Raw genomic sequence first — 16,801 nt, forward strand, 5'->3', positions numbered from 1 at the left:
AAAATTGTCGTAGCTAAAAACGTAAGTGGTTAAGTTGAACGAGACGTCTAGTTTGCTAAATTTGCAATGATTTATTCCATATAGTATTGTTTAAGATATGATCTTTACTAAAAGTTTGTTGCTAACAGACTTAAAAAACTGAATTTTTTCTTATGGATTAACGTTACTTTTAATGATAAAAACAATAAAGTCATACGAAAAGAGTTACTGGACAAAAATAACAATTTTCACTAAATAGCATTTGGATAAGTTATGTTTTAAGTTGGAGGGATTATTATGTCTATGGCATATGAAGAATATATGAAGCAAATTGTTAAGCCAATGAGAGCGGAATTAACAAATGCAGGATTTGAAGAGTTGACGACAGAAGATGATGTGGAACAAACGATGAAAGATGATAAAGGAACGATTCTAGTTGTTGTTAACTCTGTATGTGGCTGCGCAGCTGGATTAGCAAGACCAGCTGCAACTCAAGCAACATTAAATGCTGATAAAAAGCCTGATAAGCTTGTAACAGTCTTTGCAGGGCAGGATAAAGAGGCAACAAGTAAAATGCGTCAATATTTTAAAGGTTTTGAACCTTCATCACCTTCAATGGCACTTATTAAAAATGGTGAGGTTGTACATTTTATTCCTCGTCACGAAATAGAAGGTAATTCTATCGAAGCGATTATTCAGAACTTAGAAAATGCTTTTGAAACAAACTGTTAAAAGGATGCGTTAGCATCCTTTTTTTAATAGGGTTTTTTCTGAAAATTTGTTGCTGGATTATCAAAGGTATGGGGTGTAGATACAAAAGCCCAATGACTTGTGAAACTTCACACTCCTTCAATAGATAAGTAACATCGAATCGCTAACATTCTTCGTGTTTCCTTTATCTCATTGGGAGCGCTCCAGTTCATACATCGCCAACAAGGATTAAAATACTAATCGAAAGTAGAGATTTAAAGATGATCGTAACTACTTCAAGTAGAGCCAATGAACAATTAATTCTAATAGCACAAGAAATTGCCATAGAGTTAGCTGGTACATATAAACGAAGAAATAAACAAGCTATTGAAGAGTTAAAAAGGGTTTATTTAGAAGATATTCTTGTTGTAGGGAAAAATAGATTAGAATTACATGTTTTACATCATAATAGTCCTTTTTTCTTTCATCCGAACTCAGCTATGTTTAGAATCAAGCGACTACTCAAAGGTGAAACAGAACCATTTATTGATGTTTGCAACCTACAAGAAGGTGATTCCTTTTTAGATTGTACACTAGGTTTAGCATCAGATAGTATTATTGCTAGTTTTCTTGTCGGTAAAAGCGGATTTGTTAGGGGAATTGAAGGTAGTCAGAACCTTGCATATATTGTAAAAAAAGGTTTACATCAATGGAATACAGGTTTAACAGAATTAGATGAAGCTATGGCACGAATTGATGTTGTAGCAGATGATCATTTAACATATTTGGTTAACTGTCCTGATAAATCTTATGATGTACTATATTTTGATCCAATGTTCGAGGAGTCAGTAGATTCAATTGGATTAAAACCGTTAAAGACTATTGCTAAATACTCATCACTTTCCGATGAAGCGATAATTGAAGCTAAACGTGTAGCTAGAAACAGAATCATACTGAAGGATCATTTTAAAAGTAATCGCTTTAATAAACATGGATTCACAGTTATTAAACGGAAATCGGCAAAATTTCATTACGGTGTAATAGAAATACAGTAATAGTGAAAAATAAAGGTATGGAGGTGTTATCATTATGTCAAAAAGAAAAGAAGATCCTTCAAGAACTGGTCTTAGTTCTCCAAATGTGGAAGGGCAAGGAACAACTAAAAGTGAATCTAGGGGTAAGCAACTTGATTCGGCAAGAAAGAAAACAAAGAGATTTTAGAAGCACTAGGAACCGAGAAAAGATGCAAATAACTACAGCAAAATGATAAAAAACGGGTGCATACTATGTGAGCACCCGTTTTTTTGATATATATGTATTTAATCGGTTATTTCTGCATAGATAAAATATGCAAGAGTAACGAAAGATAAAATAATAAATATTGTAGTATAACCCATTCTTTTACCTCCTATAATGTTATCTTTATTATGTGTATGTATTATTTATTTTAAACGTTTTTCCGGTTCATTAAAAGGGTTATTATCATGAAAAGACTATTTTTGTTTTCATTTAGTTTTATTCTAGTTGTACATTATCCGAATAGCAATAATCTATGTAAATAAACCATTAATTTACCGGATGGTAGGAACGTTTAATTGAAAAGCTTTTACCTTTTAATTGTTGCCTGTTTTAGAAATATTGTTGTTTTTCGTAATAAGTAAATCTTTATGAATTCAGCCTAGCTTCGTGCTCTTTTCGTGAAATGACTCTGATATCCCACTGGAGATCGCTTCAATTTAGATCATAAAAATCCAAAAGCCGATTTTTATTCGTACAAGAGTAACAAACTTTCAGAAAAAGAGCCTAATTATTTGCGTAAACAAGATAAAATCTTTAAAATTCTCAAGGTGTTTTGTAATATAATTGATATATTAAAGTTGAAAATTATATGTTAAAATATTGCTATAAATAGAGAATGAAAGGAAGAAAGACTATGAACAAATGGTTAAGAAAATCACTTGTCATTTTATTCTCGATTGCTACCTTTGGGCTAGTAACCCCTCCGGCTTCTTTGGCTGTTCAAGATGAAGCTTCAGAAGATGCTGTTACAAAATCTCCCTTTAATAATGAAAGTATAGATCAAGATGTCTCTTCAAACTTTGAGTTTGAGAAACTCCCATTAACAAAGGAGCAAATGATAACAAATATCCTTTCTGAAGCAGAGGAGAAATCGTTTAGTAAATTTGGTGATAGAATTGGTGAAGTGATTGAAGATGAATTTAAAGAAGTTATTTTTCCGAAAATGGAAGAGATCATTACATACTATTTAAATGAACAGGACGATTCCCTTTTTGAATCGCTAGAGGTATCTAGACCTTCAGCAGGAACTGGCGAAAGAATCTTTCATATTTATAATACGGAAACAGGTGAAGATGTATTACGTTTCCATGTGCGCAGAGAGAACCGCCCATTAGAGGGGTATTGGTTTAACTTCCATTATCACTCATACCATGATTCATTTCAGTCACATAAAGACCTAGGTACTATTTATTGGAATAAAAACACACCGCCAAATTGGATGAGCTATCACTAAATAATGCTCAAGTTTAAGACTTGTTGTGGATGTTCAAACTTCAGAATATCGTGAATTGCTATCCCTAATATCATCTATCAACAGAAATGAATGCGTTTTATTACGGATTTTCTAAAAGGTAGTTACGCAAAATCAGAAAAATCAGCACTATGATTTTTTTAGACAGAAAGAAATTCCCCCTCAAAAAAATGGCAATATAATTAACGGAAGTTTCCTTTATTATTTAAAAAGTGGAGTAAGAGCATGCAGATAAATTGCATGTTTTTTCGTTATTCTGGACGAAGTCACCTCAAATTATTATGTAGTAGATAGAAATTATTACATTACCTTTATCTGATTAAGGTTTCTTTGCATGATAATATCTTAATATGTCTTCGGAACTTCACTCTATTAAAACGCGAGGTTCCTCTATTCTCTCCTAATAGAATTCTAGTTAAAATCTGCAAAATATGATATGATTTAGATAGTTTTATAGAGCATTTTAATAATGTTTATTATTCATTAGTTTTTGTATAGCTGCTAATAACCTATGTGAATTTCATCGTTGTTTAGGAAATTTTAAAATTCTTGCTATGTGGATAATCTCTTCAAACATCCAGCTCCAGAAATCCAACTTTGAAAAATCCAGCGCGCTCTTCTGTTTCCATTATCGCACAGTGCGGAGTGCTCCAGTTCATACATCGCTGAACGGACTCTTGTGCTTTGCTCATAAAAGCGAATTTAGAAATTTTTTAACATCGAGAGGAAGCTCATCATGAAAAAGAGTATCTTTTTTTTGCTAATATCTCTTATTTGTATTCCTGTTTTTCAATTAGCTAAAGCTGTTCCAGAAGGCATACCACTTTCGTCCTATTCCTTTCAATCAGTGAATACTCCGTTATCTAAACCGGTCCTCAATCAGCTGGTTTACCTACCGGAAACTCCCTTTTCTGAGGAAGATGCATTGATTATGATAAATAATTTACAAAAGATTGATAATAGCATATTAACATTAGCTTTAGAGCAGAACATTAAAATAAATTTATTCACAGGATCATTGACAGATCAAAATGGATTAACTAGTTTAAAAGATAAAAGGCCAAAAGGGTACAGTGATTCAGTAGCGAATTGGAATACAGTCCCAGGTATGGCTAGTGAACGTGTAGTATATGCAAAGATTGGACATAGTGAATACGGGAAAGGGCATGGATCTGTAGCGCTTGAATTACATGAAACGGCTCATGCGATTGATCGCTATGTCTTTAATTATATCCGCAAAGATTCAATGTATTTAAATATCTGGAATCAAGAGGTGAAACAACTTTTCCCTCTACAAAACTATTTCATCAAGTTTCCAGAAGAGTATTTTGCAGAAGTGTTTGCGATGTATTACTATAGTGATCTTACTAGGAAGGAGCTTGAAGAAACGGTTCCCCTTACATTTAACTTTCTTCAATCTTTAGAATCGCAAGCAGCAAAAAGGGTGAGTAATATGTATATACAATCGGTTTATCCAATTGGGATTAGGGGTGAATCTATTAACAATTGACGTTGCACTTTGGTAGGGTGCATATAAATTTAAAAATCGAAAAAGTACAGACATACTGTTTTTGAAAACAGTCTCAATATAAACTATATGGTAGAATACATGTGGAAGATTAATTAAGGGAAGTGTTAAAATGAAACAATATCTAGATCTATGTAAGCATGTTCTTGAGAATGGTGTGAAAAAGGAAGACCGAACAGGTACTGGAACAATTAGTGCATTTGGCTATCAAATGCGATTTAACCTCCAGGAAGGTTTTCCGTTAATCACTACTAAAAAACTTCATACTAAATCCATTATCCATGAGCTTCTCTGGTTTTTAAAAGGGGATACGAATATATCATACCTTCAGGACAATGGCGTAAAAATTTGGAATGAGTGGGCGGATGAAAATGGTGAATTAGGTCCTGTATATGGTCATCAATGGAGATCATGGCCGGCGCAAGATGGGACAACAATTGATCAAATTACAAATGTGGTTAATCAAATTAAGAACAACCCAGATTCTAGAAGATTAATTGTTTCAGCGTGGAACGTTGCAGATGTAGATCACATGGCTTTACCTCCATGTCATTGCTTTTTTCAGTTCTACGTAGCAGATGGGAAGTTATCTTGTCAACTTTATCAAAGGTCTGCAGATGTTTTCCTAGGAGTACCATTTAATATAGCTTCATATGCATTATTGGTTCATATGATGGCACAAGCAACGAATTTAGAGGTTGGGGATTTTGTTCATACTTTTGGTGATGTGCATATTTATTCCAACCATCTTGAACAAGTCAAGGAACAATTACAAAGAGAACCACGTTCTTTACCAAACTTGAAAATAAACCAAGAGGTTTCTTCAATTTTTGAATTTTCCTTTGAGGACTTTTTATTAGAAGGCTATGACCCACATCCTCATATTAAGGGAGCTGTAAGCATATGATTTCATTATTATATGCAATGGATAAAAACAGATTAATTGGAAGTAATAATCAACTACCTTGGCATTTACCTCAGGACTTAGCTTATTTCAAACGCATTACCCTTAACCATAAAATTGTTATGGGCCGCAAGACGTTTGACTCTATAGGTCGACCATTACCGAAGAGAGAGAATATTATTATTACTAGAGATAATCAATTTGCTTGTAGCGGATGCACAATCCTTCATTCAATTGATGAAATAGTTAAGTTATCTAATGAAACGGATGAAGAGATATTTGTAATAGGTGGTTCTGAAATTTTCAAAGAGATACTGCCATACAGTGACAGATTGTACGTTACCTACATTCATCATGAGTTTGAGGGAGATACCTTTTTTCCAGCTACGAACGAGTCTGAATGGAAAGTGATCTCAAAAGAGCAAGGTATTATGGATGAAAAAAATCCTTATGACTTTGATTTTGTCGTTTATGAAAAAACAAACCAAATGAACTAATCAAAAAATGAGCATCCACAATCATATCGTTTGTGGATGCTCATTTTTTGTGTTGCTCAGGAAAGCAACAATGATGTTACTTAAGGTAATAGGTAAAATAATACACAGAAAAAGTGCAATATAGTTGCTGCTAACACAAAAAGATGCCAAACTGCATGGTGATACTTAAATCCCCTCCATACGTAAAACACTGCACCAATTGTATATAAAAGTCCACCAATCACTAGAAGTACAACACCATCCCTAGCTACGTTTTCTGTAATAGGGTTCCAGGCAAAAACAATTAACCAGCCCATCACGACATACATAATCGTTGAAAAGAAGAGATACTTTTTGACAAAAAAGGATTTAAAAACAGTTCCTCCAATTGCAAGTCCCCATACGATACCAAACAAAGTCCAACCGATCCATCCTTGTACTGCAATAAATAGGAAAGGTGTATAGGTACCAGCGATAAAAAAGTAAATAGCTGAATGATCAAGAATTTCAAAAACATCCTTGGCTTTCCCAGGTGGAAGGCTATGAACTAAGGTGGAGGAGGTATATAAAAGTACCATTGTTACTCCAAATAAAGTGAAACTAATGACGTGCCAAACCGTTCCGTATAATGAAGAAAATACAATTAAAAGTACAAGCCCTGCAATACTTAATATTCCACCAATTCCATGAGTAATTGAATTAGCAATTTCTTCGCCTTTTGAAAAGATATGTGTGTTTGCCATATAAGGCTCCTTTCTATGATGGTACAAATTTTCACAATTTTAAAGTAATGGATGGGTAGAGGCCGTATTGACTAGATTATCACTACAGTATCTTTTCTTTTAGTGATAGTAAAAAGTCTAATCCTTCTAAAGTGATTTTTGTGCCTGCTCGGCCTCTACCTTTTGTAATATATTGATGCTGTTCTAAAAAGTCTAATCGGTGTCTAACTTGTTGTGTCGTTAATTGGATTGGTAACGATTTACTACTTTCAGCTAGAATTCGTCTACTTGCTGGCTCGCCTTTTTCATTTTGTTGCTTAATTTCATCCAGTAAAAAAGCATACTCTAGTTTGTCCATCATTGTTAGCTGAAATGGACTTTTTTGCTGAGATTTCTTCTTCGTCTGTTGTTCAAGCTTAACAATCCCTTTTGGGAGATCATCGATTTGAATGGACCTGCCATCAGATAACGTAAGCATATAATGTACGGTGTTTTTTATTTCACGGATATTTCCCGGCCAGTCATATTTAGTTAATGCAGTCTCTACGGACTGATCTACACGTAGGGTACAGCCATATTTTGTTAGGTAATACTGAATAAACGCCGGGATATCTTGTTTAATCTCTTTTATTTCAGGTAATTTTATTGATAAAACATTTAGACGATACAATAAATCATCTCTAAAATTAGAATCTAGCTCTAACTGATTTGTTGTAGTAGAAATAATTCGTGAATTTAATGGTAAAAGTGTTGTGGAATTTAACTTTCTCCAACCGTTATCTTCAATGACACCTAAGATTTTAGTTTGAAGTCTAGGAGATAGTTCACCAATATTATTAAATAGAATCGAACCACCATTTGCCATTTCAAATAAACTAGATTGTACAGAGATTTCCTCAACGCCAAAGAGTTCCTTTTCTAATCGTTCTTCGTTTTGTTCGTGACAATTAACAGTAATAAAAGCAGCATTTTTTCTGGGTGAATGACTATGTATTGCTTGAGCAAATAGATTTTTACCAGTTCCTGTTGCTCCTTTAATAAGAATAGGGAAATCGGTGAGTGCAAATTTTTTAGCGATATGGATATTCTCAATAAGTGTTGGATGTGTACCAATAATATCATTAAAACTTTGGAAAGCTTTTTCAGTCGGTTCATACTTGATCGCTAATGTGCTTAACATATTTTTTGAAATCAGGATAATAACCTCCAATTATTCTAACAAAATAATTATAACACCCAAATAGAACTAAATGAAACCAAAAAGAATCATTCGATTATGAAAATAGCTTGAATATGAAATGATAGCCCTTACACGAGGTGATTCTGTGAATTTTTTTAATATTACCTTTAAATTTTGAATATTCATGATATAATTTCTTATTAACAAGCAGTTGAAAGGGTCGTGAAGATGAAGCAAACTATCGATGAATTAGACACTGTACAAGTAGAAGATATTTTAAAGGCGCATCATTTGCTAAAAGATGTTGTGACACATACACCTCTTCAAAAAAATGAACAGCTTTCTGAAAAATACAATTGCAATGTTTACTTGAAGCGAGAGGATTTACAAGTTGTACGATCTTTTAAAATTCGCGGAGCATTTAATAAAATAAAACAGCTTAATGAGTCGCAAACAGTGAATGGTATCGTTTGTGCAAGTGCGGGGAATCACGCACAAGGAGTTGCCTATTCCTGCAGACAATTAAAAATACATGGTAAAATATTTATGCCATCAACAACACCAAGACAGAAGGTATCTCAGGTAGAGTTATTTGGTAAAGAGTATGTTGAAATTATATTATCAGGTGATACCTTTGACGATGCATATCAAGAGGCTGTAGCTTGTTGTAATGCAGAAAGTCGGACATTTATTCATCCCTTTGATGATGTAGAAGTAATTGCAGGACAAGGGACAGTGGCTGTTGAAATTTTGAATGATACAGATGTTGATATCGATTTTGTTGTCGCAAGTGTTGGTGGCGGAGGTCTAATTTCCGGTTTAGGTTCTTATTTTAAAAGTATATCTCCCAATACAAAAATGATCGGAGTAGAACCAGAAGGTGCTCCATCTTTATTTAATTCTAGGGTAGAAGACAAAGTAATCTCACTAGACGTAATAGATAAATTTGTTGATGGCGCTGCTGTAAAAAGAGTTGGTGACAAAACGTTTGCCATTTGCAAAGAGGTTGTCGAAGAAGTGCTGTTAATTCCTGAAGGTAAAGTATGCACATCAATACTAGAATTATATAATGAAAATGCTATTGTCGCTGAACCGGCTGGTGCGATGTCCATAGCTGCATTAGATTTTCTAAGAGATCAAATTAAAGGGAAAAATGTTGTCTGTGTAGTAAGTGGAGGAAATAACGATATTGGAAGAATGCAGGAAATTAAAGAGCGTTCGATGATCTACGAAGGCTTACAGCATTACTTTATTGTTAACTTCCCACAACGTGCCGGGGCTCTTAGAGAATTTTTAGATGAAGTTCTTGGCAAAACAGATGATATTAGTCGTTTTGAATATACAAAAAAGAATAACAAGGATAACGGTCCTGCCTTAGTGGGAATTGAATTAAAGCATAGAGAAGATTATGAACCATTAATTCAAAGAATGAAGAAAAAAGGCTTCGTGTACAAAGATGTTAATAAAGATAGCAATCTATTTCATTTGCTTATTTGAGCTTAACGATAGGAACATGTTTTGCGCTTTATGAGAAGGGATACAAACTTCTTATTGGCGTCTTTTTTATTTAGTTTTGATATAAAACATGTTAAAGTTGGAAGTTGAAATTAATGAAATTTTAAAAAAGTTTACGACATTTTCAGACAGACTTCTTTAAAAAAGTGGGGTATAATATAGGAAACGGGTGAAAAAGAGGATTGATAACTTGTTATTTAAGAGCCTAGAGTTCAAATTATTGAATGGACAGAAGGTAAAGATTACCGATATCCCAGTATTGGAGGAAGATAACAAATATTGTTTTATGCTTAAAATCCGTTTACAAACTTTTTTAACAACTATTTATGCCCAAAAACAACCAAAAAGTAGTTATTCATTTAAAGCTTATTTAAAAAGGGTAATAAGATGGCCTGATTATGAGGCAATATTTGAATCCAATCTTTTAAAAAATAACGCTTAATTACAATTGAACCAGAGAGCTATCTGGTTCTTTTTTTGTTGGATCTCTTCCTTAGAGAAGCTAAAGAATGAATAAAAGCTTCACTATATGAAAAAATAAGATAAATGTTCACAAACCTATTGATATTTCGTTATTATTTAGATTGAATCATAACGGATAGAAGGTATAATTAAAGTTAGTATTTTTTAGGGATGTGATGAACCTGAATAAAGTTAGAATAGTAACTGACTCAACACTGGATATGAATAGAGAGATTTTAAAGGAATATGATATCACGATTATACCACTATCAATAACGATCGATGATGAAACTTACTTAGATGGTGTAGACTTAAATGCAGATGACTTTATTATAAAGATGAAGAATTCGAAAGAACTTCCGAAAAGTTCACAGCCACCTACAGGTAAGCTTTTAGAAGTATATGATCAGTTAGGTAAGGATGGCAGTGATATCATTTCAATTCACATGACTGATAAAATGAGTGGAACTGTACAATCCGCTCAGAGCGCAGCAAAGATGTCGTCTTCTAATGTAACTGTTGTGGATTCAATGTTTATTTCGAAAGCTCTAGGTTTCCAAGTACTCGAGGCTGCAAAAATGGCTAAAAATGGGTCTTCAAAAGAAGAGATATTAACTAGAGTTGAAGAGATTCGCACAAATACGAATTTATACATTACTGTAGATACCCTCGACAATCTTGTAAAAGGTGGAAGAATTGGAAAAGGGAAAGCATTGATAGGCTCTTTGTTAAATATCAAACCAATAGCTAGCCTTCAGGATGGAGTTTACACCCCAGTTGGAAAGGTTAGAAGTCATTCTCAAGCGATTAAATACCTTGCAAAGCAATTTGCTAATGATGTAAAAGGAAAGACTGTAAAAGCTGTTGGAATAGCACATGCAGATGCTTATGAACTAGCTTCAAAGCTAAAGCAATCGATTCAAGAAATTAGTCCAAATTGTCCTGTAGATATATCTTACACAACACCTGTTATTTCTACCCATACTGGACCTGGGGCAATTGGATTTATGTTTTTGGCTGAGTAAATTGCTTTCTTTCAACTAAATGAATAAGAAACGAGTATAAAAACCAATATGGTTTTTATACTCGTTTTTTTTGTCTAAATGTAGCCACCTATGGTATAAGATCGTAACGTCTTGCTCATTACATATGAGAGATTTTAAAAAAATCTATATTAAGCGACCGTATTATTTTTCATTAGTATCGTCATTCTGATTGCTAGTATTCGATGTATCTTCTTGAGCTTTACTTTTTACACCCTTGCTTTTATAGGGCTTAGTCATTGCTTTATTTGCCCCTTTTTGCCAACGGGTCCACCCTTTTTTGCCAGTTCCTCTGCCTGTACCGCCCTTGCCTTTAGCTTTACTCATTTATTCAACTCCAATATCCATGTACTTTTATTACTTTTCATTAGTATTATCTAATTTTATTCATCTTAAAATTATCATATGGTACATAAAGATCCAATCATACATGAATTACATACTTTTTTAAAGAGCTTTAGTCTTAATGGTATATAGGTTTCATTCATAATTAGATTGATCTAATTTTTCTTTCTAAACCCTTAAAAGGTGTGAGATGTTGTATTGGCGATGAATGTACATAACGCAATAACTAACCTTTTAGGTGAACGTATTAATAGAAATTATTATCTCATCAATCGACATTTCCCTATTATACACTTTTATGAATGCAACTGCTATTTCAAATTAGATATTCTCAAACCATCTCAAAAATGTAAATCGGAATTTCCTAGCTGTTAGCTTGAATTTATGTTAATCGCTTTATAGTCATATAGGCTGTGCACCCTCATTCCTATTGTGACGAGTTGTTCAATAAGAGTCCTATAGCAATAACCTTTAAGAACGAACTATAGAGACTAAAATCAACAAACTTAGAAAGAAACCTATTTAATCAACAGATTTCTTACTGGATATTAATGGTTTCCGAAATAACTAAATAAAACTTACATATAATGTAAGCGGGTATAAACCTAAAAAAGGAAGTGAGTATCATCGGTGAAAAAGTACTTTTTATTGGAGATTTCGGTATAGACGATATTGTCGCTTTGCTCTTTGCTTTTTATAGTAAAGAAATTGATATTGTTGGCATTGTTGTAGATTATGGTAACGTCTCTAAAGAAAATGCCACAAAGACTGCAACGTTTATTCAAGAAATAACAGGGTTAACAAGCATACCGATAATTGGTGGAGCCATACGACCTTTAACAGGTGAATCCCCAACGTATTATCCAGAAATACATGGGGAATATGGGATGGGACCTATTGTTCCAAAAATAAACGATCCTATCTCTGAATTTGAGAATTTTCATCAAATATCTGTGATTATAAATGAATATGAAGATGAGGTTGCAATTGTAAATGTAGGGAGATTAACCTCTCTTGCCACTTCCTTTGTCCTATATCCTACCCTCATGTCGAAAGTGAAGGATTTTTATATAATGGGGGGTGCATTCCTTTATTCAGGAAATGCTACACCTGTTGCTGAGGCAAATTTTTATAGCGATCAGTATGCAGCAAATTTAGTGTTAACATATGCAGAAGGAGCGAAATTTTCCCGCTCAATATCACTAATTATGCAATAATTCCTGAAAAAACAGTAACAGCCATGGACAAATACTTTAAAAGTAAAGATGATCAGGTAGGTCAATTATTAAAACCAATGATTGATTACTATACGAAATGGTATAAAGAGAGAGATCCTTCTATTTCAGGAGGACCACTGCATGATCTTTTAACATTATGGTCAGTTGCTAATAATCATTCATTTCAATTTATAAAAAAACCTGTAAAAATTAATACAAGTATTGGAGAGGCTAGAGGGCTTAGCATAGGAGATTTTAGAGGGTTTAATGATTTAGCTAATTACAAAGAACAAGCAATTGCCATCAGTTTTGATTATAAACACTTTTTAACAGATATTGTATCGACATTCACCAATGGAGCAATAAATGTTGACAACAATTCATAAAACATTCACTTGTTTTACCTTTAACTTATCATGCTTATTTGGTAAACTTAAGGCTGTTTAAAAAACTTTTTCTGAAGGGTTTTCAATATATATGAAAAATCTAAAGAATTGAGCATTAGTTAATGAAAAGTAAAGGGTGAAAATTAAGTGAAAAGCAGTTTACGTATTTTATTCATTACGATAGTCAGTTGCATAGTCTTTTTGGTTTCTGCCTGTAGCGAGTCATCTCCAATAAAAGATCCCTTGAATTATCAAGTGGAGACATTTCAATTTAAAAATCAAGATAGAGAAAACCTTTCTTTAAAAGAATTACAAGGAGAAGTATGGATAGCCAACTTTATTTTCACTAGCTGTGATACAGTTTGCCCTCCTATGACGGCGCACATGAAGCAAATACAGAATATGATAGAAACAGAAGGACTTGATACTAAAATGATCTCATTTAGTGTGGATCCTGAGGTTGATACACCAGAAAAAATAAAAGAATTTACCAAACCATATGAAATCTCATTCGAAAATTGGAGTTTCTTGACAGGTTATACACAAAATGAGATTGAAAATTTTGCTTTAGAAAGTTTTAAAACCTTTGTTCAAAAGCCAGAAACTGGTGATCAAGTTGTACACGGAACAAGTTTTTATCTCGTTGATCCAGATGGTGTAGTGATGAAAAGTTATAGTGGTGTTAATGATCCACCATATGACCAAATATTAAAGGATATAAAATCGTTAGAAAACAAATCATGATTTTTTCTAAGGTTAATTGTCAACATCTAGATATAATAACCATTGTTTTTTAGAGAGATTTTCCGTAGTGAAATTCCTTTATATGAATTTTTAAAATTTTATAAAGGAATAATCTTTCTTTAGAGTGTTTACATTGTTAATCCCTTAAGCTATAGCTATATATGTACACACTTTCCTATCTACGAACCAGTTTTTGATTTTCCTACCCCCATTAGCTATGATTTTTAAGTCCCACATTAAATGATATAATTAGTGTTTAAACTAAATAGTAGGTGATAACATGGTACCAAAATTGTTTGCAATTATCTTTTTATCTTTGTTTGTTACAGGTTGTATGTCAGATAAAACCAGCGAACTTGAATCTAAAACTGTCTCGTTGACAAAAAAAGCGGAACCATCCGAAGCGTTTGTCCCTTTAACGGTTAGAGTGGTTGGTATTGGGGATTCATTGACTAAAGGAGTTGGAGATGAATCTGAAAATGGGGGATATGTTGGTATTATTGAAGAGAAATTAGAACAACAAGAAAATATTAAAGAAGTAATAGTAGATAATTATGGAGTAAGGGGTCACAAGGCAACGAATTTACAAAAGAGACTCAAGGAAGAAGAAGTCGTCGCTAGTATAAAAGATGCAGATATTATTTTAATGACGATTGGTGGAAATGATATTATGAATGTTGTTCGTAGTAATATCTTTTCATTAGGATTTGAGCCTTTTCGAAAAGAACAAGAAAATTTTGAATCTAGGTTATCAGATATTTTCGAAACTATACGGATCCATAATAAAACGGCATCTATTATCTACATTGGTTTATATAATCCATTTAAATATATGTTACCTGATTTAACTGAATTTGATTCAGTAATCGAGGAATGGAATATGACATCAAACCAAATGATAAATAATGACCCAAATGCTTATTTTGTTCCAGTTGAGAAAATCTTTTCAACTAAATCAGATGAAAAACTTTTATACGAAGATCAGTTTCATCCGAACGAAAGAGGGTATTCATTAATAGCAGACAATGTGTATAAAGTAATGGGCGAAAATGAGGTAGTTGCAGATCTGAACGTTAGGAAAGAGTGAATGGAACTTGAACAAATGGAAAATATCATTTCTTATATTAGCAATTGCAAATCTATTAATTATTATTATCGTAGGAACACTTCTACTTTTACCGAGTCAAAAGTCAACTGGAAATTTGGAAAGAACGAAAAATGAAGAGGTAATGATACCATTTCTAATTAGTACGGAAAAAGACGATTTAACAGAATTAATTAATCATTACTTGGAAGAAGAGACGGTTAATAAGAACCTAGAATATCGTGTTGAGCTAGAGGACTATGTGAATGTTTACGGTTCAATTAAAGCATTCAATAAAGACATTGATATGATTTTGGTATTAGAACCAAAAGTGAATAAAGATGGTAATGTAAATTTATTAGTAAAAGAATTATCTATCGGTCAATTAAAGTTACCTGTATCCTATGTGTTGAAATATATGAATAAGTATTATGAACTGCCAAGCTATGTGAAAATAGACGCTGGTGAAAAAGTCATAGATATCAATCTTAATGAGCTAACACTGAGAAATGGTTTAAGTGCAAGGGCTGAAAAATTCAATTTAAAAAACAATGAAATAACCTTTACCCTATACGTGCCTTTACCCTAACAAAAGAGAGCCTAACATTTGAATTTGTTAGGCTCATTTTTTTCATAATTATTAAATATCTATGTTTAAAATAGCTCAATTTACCCTCTATTGTAGCCCTAGTAGGACGGATGCGAAACATGTATACTTATAGAATAGTATGTCGATTAAGATTAGAGTCGTTCTTAGGTAGTTTCATAGAAGTGGTGTCCGTCCTTTTTACTAGAGAAAAGAGGAGGTTGTTTCATGTTTTGTATAAACTGTGGAGCAAATCAAATAGAAGATTGTGCTAGTTACTGTTCACATTGTGGCAAGCGGCTCAATCAGACTAATGATACAACGACAAATAAAATGAATAGATTCCACTATCTCGTCCCTTTATCAAGTCTCATTGTTATCATGGTTATTCTATTTTCAATAAATCAGCATGAGAAAAAGATAAACGCTCTCGTTCTAGATTTGCAAAATAAAGCGGAGAAAGCAGCTTTATCAGGAGATTATAATCAAGCTTTAACCAATATAGAAACAGCTCTGTCATACCGTAAGAACTATAAAATATTACAAAAAGAAAAAGATATTATCTTATCGATTAATCAGATAAATGAAGATTTAAATAGCGTTAAAAAAATGATAATGAATGAACATTTTGATGGAGCTCAGAAAGAAATAAATTTATTGAAAAGGCAAATAGATATTAACCGTTCCTCATTGGATGTTAATCTCATCCATCATATTGAGCGAGCAGAGGTTAGTGTCAAAGTTGGTGAGATAAAAGAAGAAATGAATAAAATTAAGACTATTGATGAATTAGCTACTAAATTATCAACACTTTATACTCTAGAACTCCAAGAGGAATCCGAATTAAAACAACAAATATATACGAAAATGGTCATGATAAGTTCAAGTGAAGCAGAACGACATCTCGAAAATAAACACTTTAATCAAGCGGTTAGTGCTGTTGACGAGGCACTTCAATATGTTGTAAATAATGAAAAACTATTATCACTTAAAGATAGAATTATAGCTGAAAAAACTGCCTTTGAAAAAGCAGAACTTGCACGAATTGAGGAAGCAAGGATAGCTGCTAAAGTAGAAGAAGAACGGAATCTCACGAAAGCTGTGCAATTGACAGACTTAACCTTAAAAGTAGATAAATATGGCGATGCGTATATTAAGGGGAAAGTGAAAAATAGTGGAACAGAAACAGTCCATTCCATCTCAATTGTGTTTAAGATAATGGATGCTAGTGGGAAAGTAATAGAAGAAAATAAAACAAATGTTTTTCCTAATAAATTATTCCCTAATGAAACCGGGTCATTTGAGCATGTAACTTATGAAGCTAAAGAAAAGGCAAAAGTAGAAGTGAAAAATATATCCTGGGTTTTAGATGAAAAGAAAGGATAATTT

General features: G+C 33.0%; 19 protein-coding genes. 16 read left to right on the forward strand and 3 right to left on the reverse strand.

Features of this window, described 5'->3' with window-relative positions; translation table 11 throughout:
- The first annotated feature begins 276 nt into the window (after positions 1 to 276).
- From AC6CHR_RS19405 to AC6CHR_RS19435, 7 genes are all read left to right on the forward strand, one after another.
- A complete protein-coding gene (locus AC6CHR_RS19405) occupies positions 277 to 711 on the forward strand; it encodes a BrxA/BrxB family bacilliredoxin (RefSeq protein ID WP_498250667.1) in 435 nt (144 codons plus the stop codon).
- Positions 712 to 950: 239 nt separating this feature from the next.
- Positions 951 to 1,724, forward strand: coding sequence for a class I SAM-dependent methyltransferase (locus AC6CHR_RS19410; protein ID WP_498250668.1), 774 nt, complete (start codon positions 951 to 953; stop codon positions 1,722 to 1,724).
- A 34-nt stretch (positions 1,725 to 1,758) separates the two neighbouring features.
- Complete coding sequence (locus tag AC6CHR_RS19415) at positions 1,759 to 1,890, forward strand: YuzL family protein (RefSeq protein ID WP_498250669.1); 132 nt, start codon at positions 1,759 to 1,761, stop codon at positions 1,888 to 1,890.
- 712 nt (positions 1,891 to 2,602) lie between these two features.
- Positions 2,603 to 3,202, forward strand: coding sequence for a YpjP family protein (locus tag AC6CHR_RS19420; RefSeq protein WP_498250670.1), 600 nt, complete (start codon positions 2,603 to 2,605; stop codon positions 3,200 to 3,202).
- 754 nt (positions 3,203 to 3,956) lie between these two features.
- On the forward strand, positions 3,957 to 4,730 hold the full coding sequence (locus AC6CHR_RS19425) for an anthrax toxin lethal factor-related metalloendopeptidase (RefSeq protein WP_498250671.1): 774 nt from the start codon (positions 3,957 to 3,959) through the stop codon (positions 4,728 to 4,730).
- 130 nt (positions 4,731 to 4,860) lie between these two features.
- Positions 4,861 to 5,655 carry a thymidylate synthase gene (locus AC6CHR_RS19430; RefSeq protein ID WP_498250672.1) on the forward strand — a complete coding sequence of 265 codons (795 nt, stop codon included), beginning with the start codon at positions 4,861 to 4,863 and terminating at the stop codon, positions 5,653 to 5,655.
- On the forward strand, positions 5,652 to 6,149 hold the full coding sequence (locus AC6CHR_RS19435; protein ID WP_498250673.1) for a dihydrofolate reductase: 498 nt from the start codon (positions 5,652 to 5,654) through the stop codon (positions 6,147 to 6,149). The genes AC6CHR_RS19430 and AC6CHR_RS19435 overlap by 4 nt, the downstream gene beginning before the upstream one ends.
- 80 nt (positions 6,150 to 6,229) lie before the next feature.
- On the opposite strand, the gene trhA is transcribed toward AC6CHR_RS19435, so the two are convergent.
- Both trhA and AC6CHR_RS19445 read right to left on the reverse strand, forming a co-directional pair.
- Positions 6,230 to 6,871 carry a PAQR family membrane homeostasis protein TrhA gene (trhA, locus tag AC6CHR_RS19440; protein WP_498250674.1) on the reverse strand — a complete coding sequence of 214 codons (642 nt, stop codon included), beginning with the start codon at positions 6,869 to 6,871 and terminating at the stop codon, positions 6,230 to 6,232.
- 82 nt (positions 6,872 to 6,953) lie between these two features.
- Positions 6,954 to 8,030, reverse strand: a complete 1,077-nt coding sequence (locus AC6CHR_RS19445; protein WP_498250675.1) for a sigma-54-dependent transcriptional regulator — start codon at positions 8,028 to 8,030, stop codon at positions 6,954 to 6,956.
- Positions 8,031 to 8,258: 228 nt separating this feature from the next.
- Between AC6CHR_RS19445 and ilvA the strand changes: the two genes are divergently transcribed.
- The 3 genes from ilvA to AC6CHR_RS19460 all read left to right on the forward strand — a co-directional run bounded on the left by ilvA (position 8,259) and on the right by AC6CHR_RS19460 (position 11,032).
- Positions 8,259 to 9,527: a threonine ammonia-lyase IlvA gene (ilvA, locus tag AC6CHR_RS19450; protein WP_498250677.1), complete on the forward strand. Its 1,269-nt coding sequence runs from the start codon at positions 8,259 to 8,261 to the stop codon at positions 9,525 to 9,527.
- Between the two features lie 208 nt (positions 9,528 to 9,735).
- Positions 9,736 to 9,987, forward strand: a complete 252-nt coding sequence (locus tag AC6CHR_RS19455; RefSeq protein ID WP_498250753.1) for a DUF2535 family protein — start codon at positions 9,736 to 9,738, stop codon at positions 9,985 to 9,987.
- A 202-nt stretch (positions 9,988 to 10,189) separates the two neighbouring features.
- Positions 10,190 to 11,032, forward strand: coding sequence for a DegV family protein (locus AC6CHR_RS19460; RefSeq protein WP_498250754.1), 843 nt, complete (start codon positions 10,190 to 10,192; stop codon positions 11,030 to 11,032).
- A gap of 162 nt (positions 11,033 to 11,194) precedes the next feature.
- Here the strand turns inward: AC6CHR_RS19460 and AC6CHR_RS19465 are convergent, their stop codons facing one another.
- Complete coding sequence (locus AC6CHR_RS19465) at positions 11,195 to 11,377, reverse strand: DUF3934 family protein (protein ID WP_498250678.1); 183 nt, start codon at positions 11,375 to 11,377, stop codon at positions 11,195 to 11,197.
- Positions 11,378 to 12,012: 635 nt separating this feature from the next.
- Here AC6CHR_RS19465 and AC6CHR_RS19470 point away from each other — a divergent pair.
- The 6 genes from AC6CHR_RS19470 to AC6CHR_RS19495 all read left to right on the forward strand — a co-directional run bounded on the left by AC6CHR_RS19470 (position 12,013) and on the right by AC6CHR_RS19495 (position 16,798).
- Positions 12,013 to 12,612, forward strand: a complete 600-nt coding sequence (locus tag AC6CHR_RS19470) for a nucleoside hydrolase (RefSeq protein ID WP_498250679.1) — start codon at positions 12,013 to 12,015, stop codon at positions 12,610 to 12,612.
- Positions 12,613 to 12,635: 23 nt separating this feature from the next.
- Complete coding sequence (locus AC6CHR_RS19475) at positions 12,636 to 12,998, forward strand: hypothetical protein (RefSeq protein ID WP_498250680.1); 363 nt, start codon at positions 12,636 to 12,638, stop codon at positions 12,996 to 12,998.
- A gap of 147 nt (positions 12,999 to 13,145) precedes the next feature.
- Entirely contained in the window at positions 13,146 to 13,742 is a 597-nt protein-coding gene (locus AC6CHR_RS19480) for an SCO family protein (RefSeq protein WP_498250681.1), read from the forward strand.
- Between the two features lie 280 nt (positions 13,743 to 14,022).
- Positions 14,023 to 14,829: an SGNH/GDSL hydrolase family protein gene (locus tag AC6CHR_RS19485; RefSeq protein ID WP_498250682.1), complete on the forward strand. Its 807-nt coding sequence runs from the start codon at positions 14,023 to 14,025 to the stop codon at positions 14,827 to 14,829.
- 7 nt (positions 14,830 to 14,836) lie between these two features.
- Positions 14,837 to 15,415, forward strand: a complete 579-nt coding sequence (locus AC6CHR_RS19490) for a YpmS family protein (RefSeq protein ID WP_498250683.1) — start codon at positions 14,837 to 14,839, stop codon at positions 15,413 to 15,415.
- A gap of 225 nt (positions 15,416 to 15,640) precedes the next feature.
- Complete coding sequence (locus tag AC6CHR_RS19495; RefSeq protein WP_498250684.1) at positions 15,641 to 16,798, forward strand: FxLYD domain-containing protein; 1,158 nt, start codon at positions 15,641 to 15,643, stop codon at positions 16,796 to 16,798.
- Positions 16,799 to 16,801 lie beyond the last annotated feature (3 nt).

The sequence above is a fragment of the Metabacillus sp. GQ13 genome (assembly GCF_059758525.1).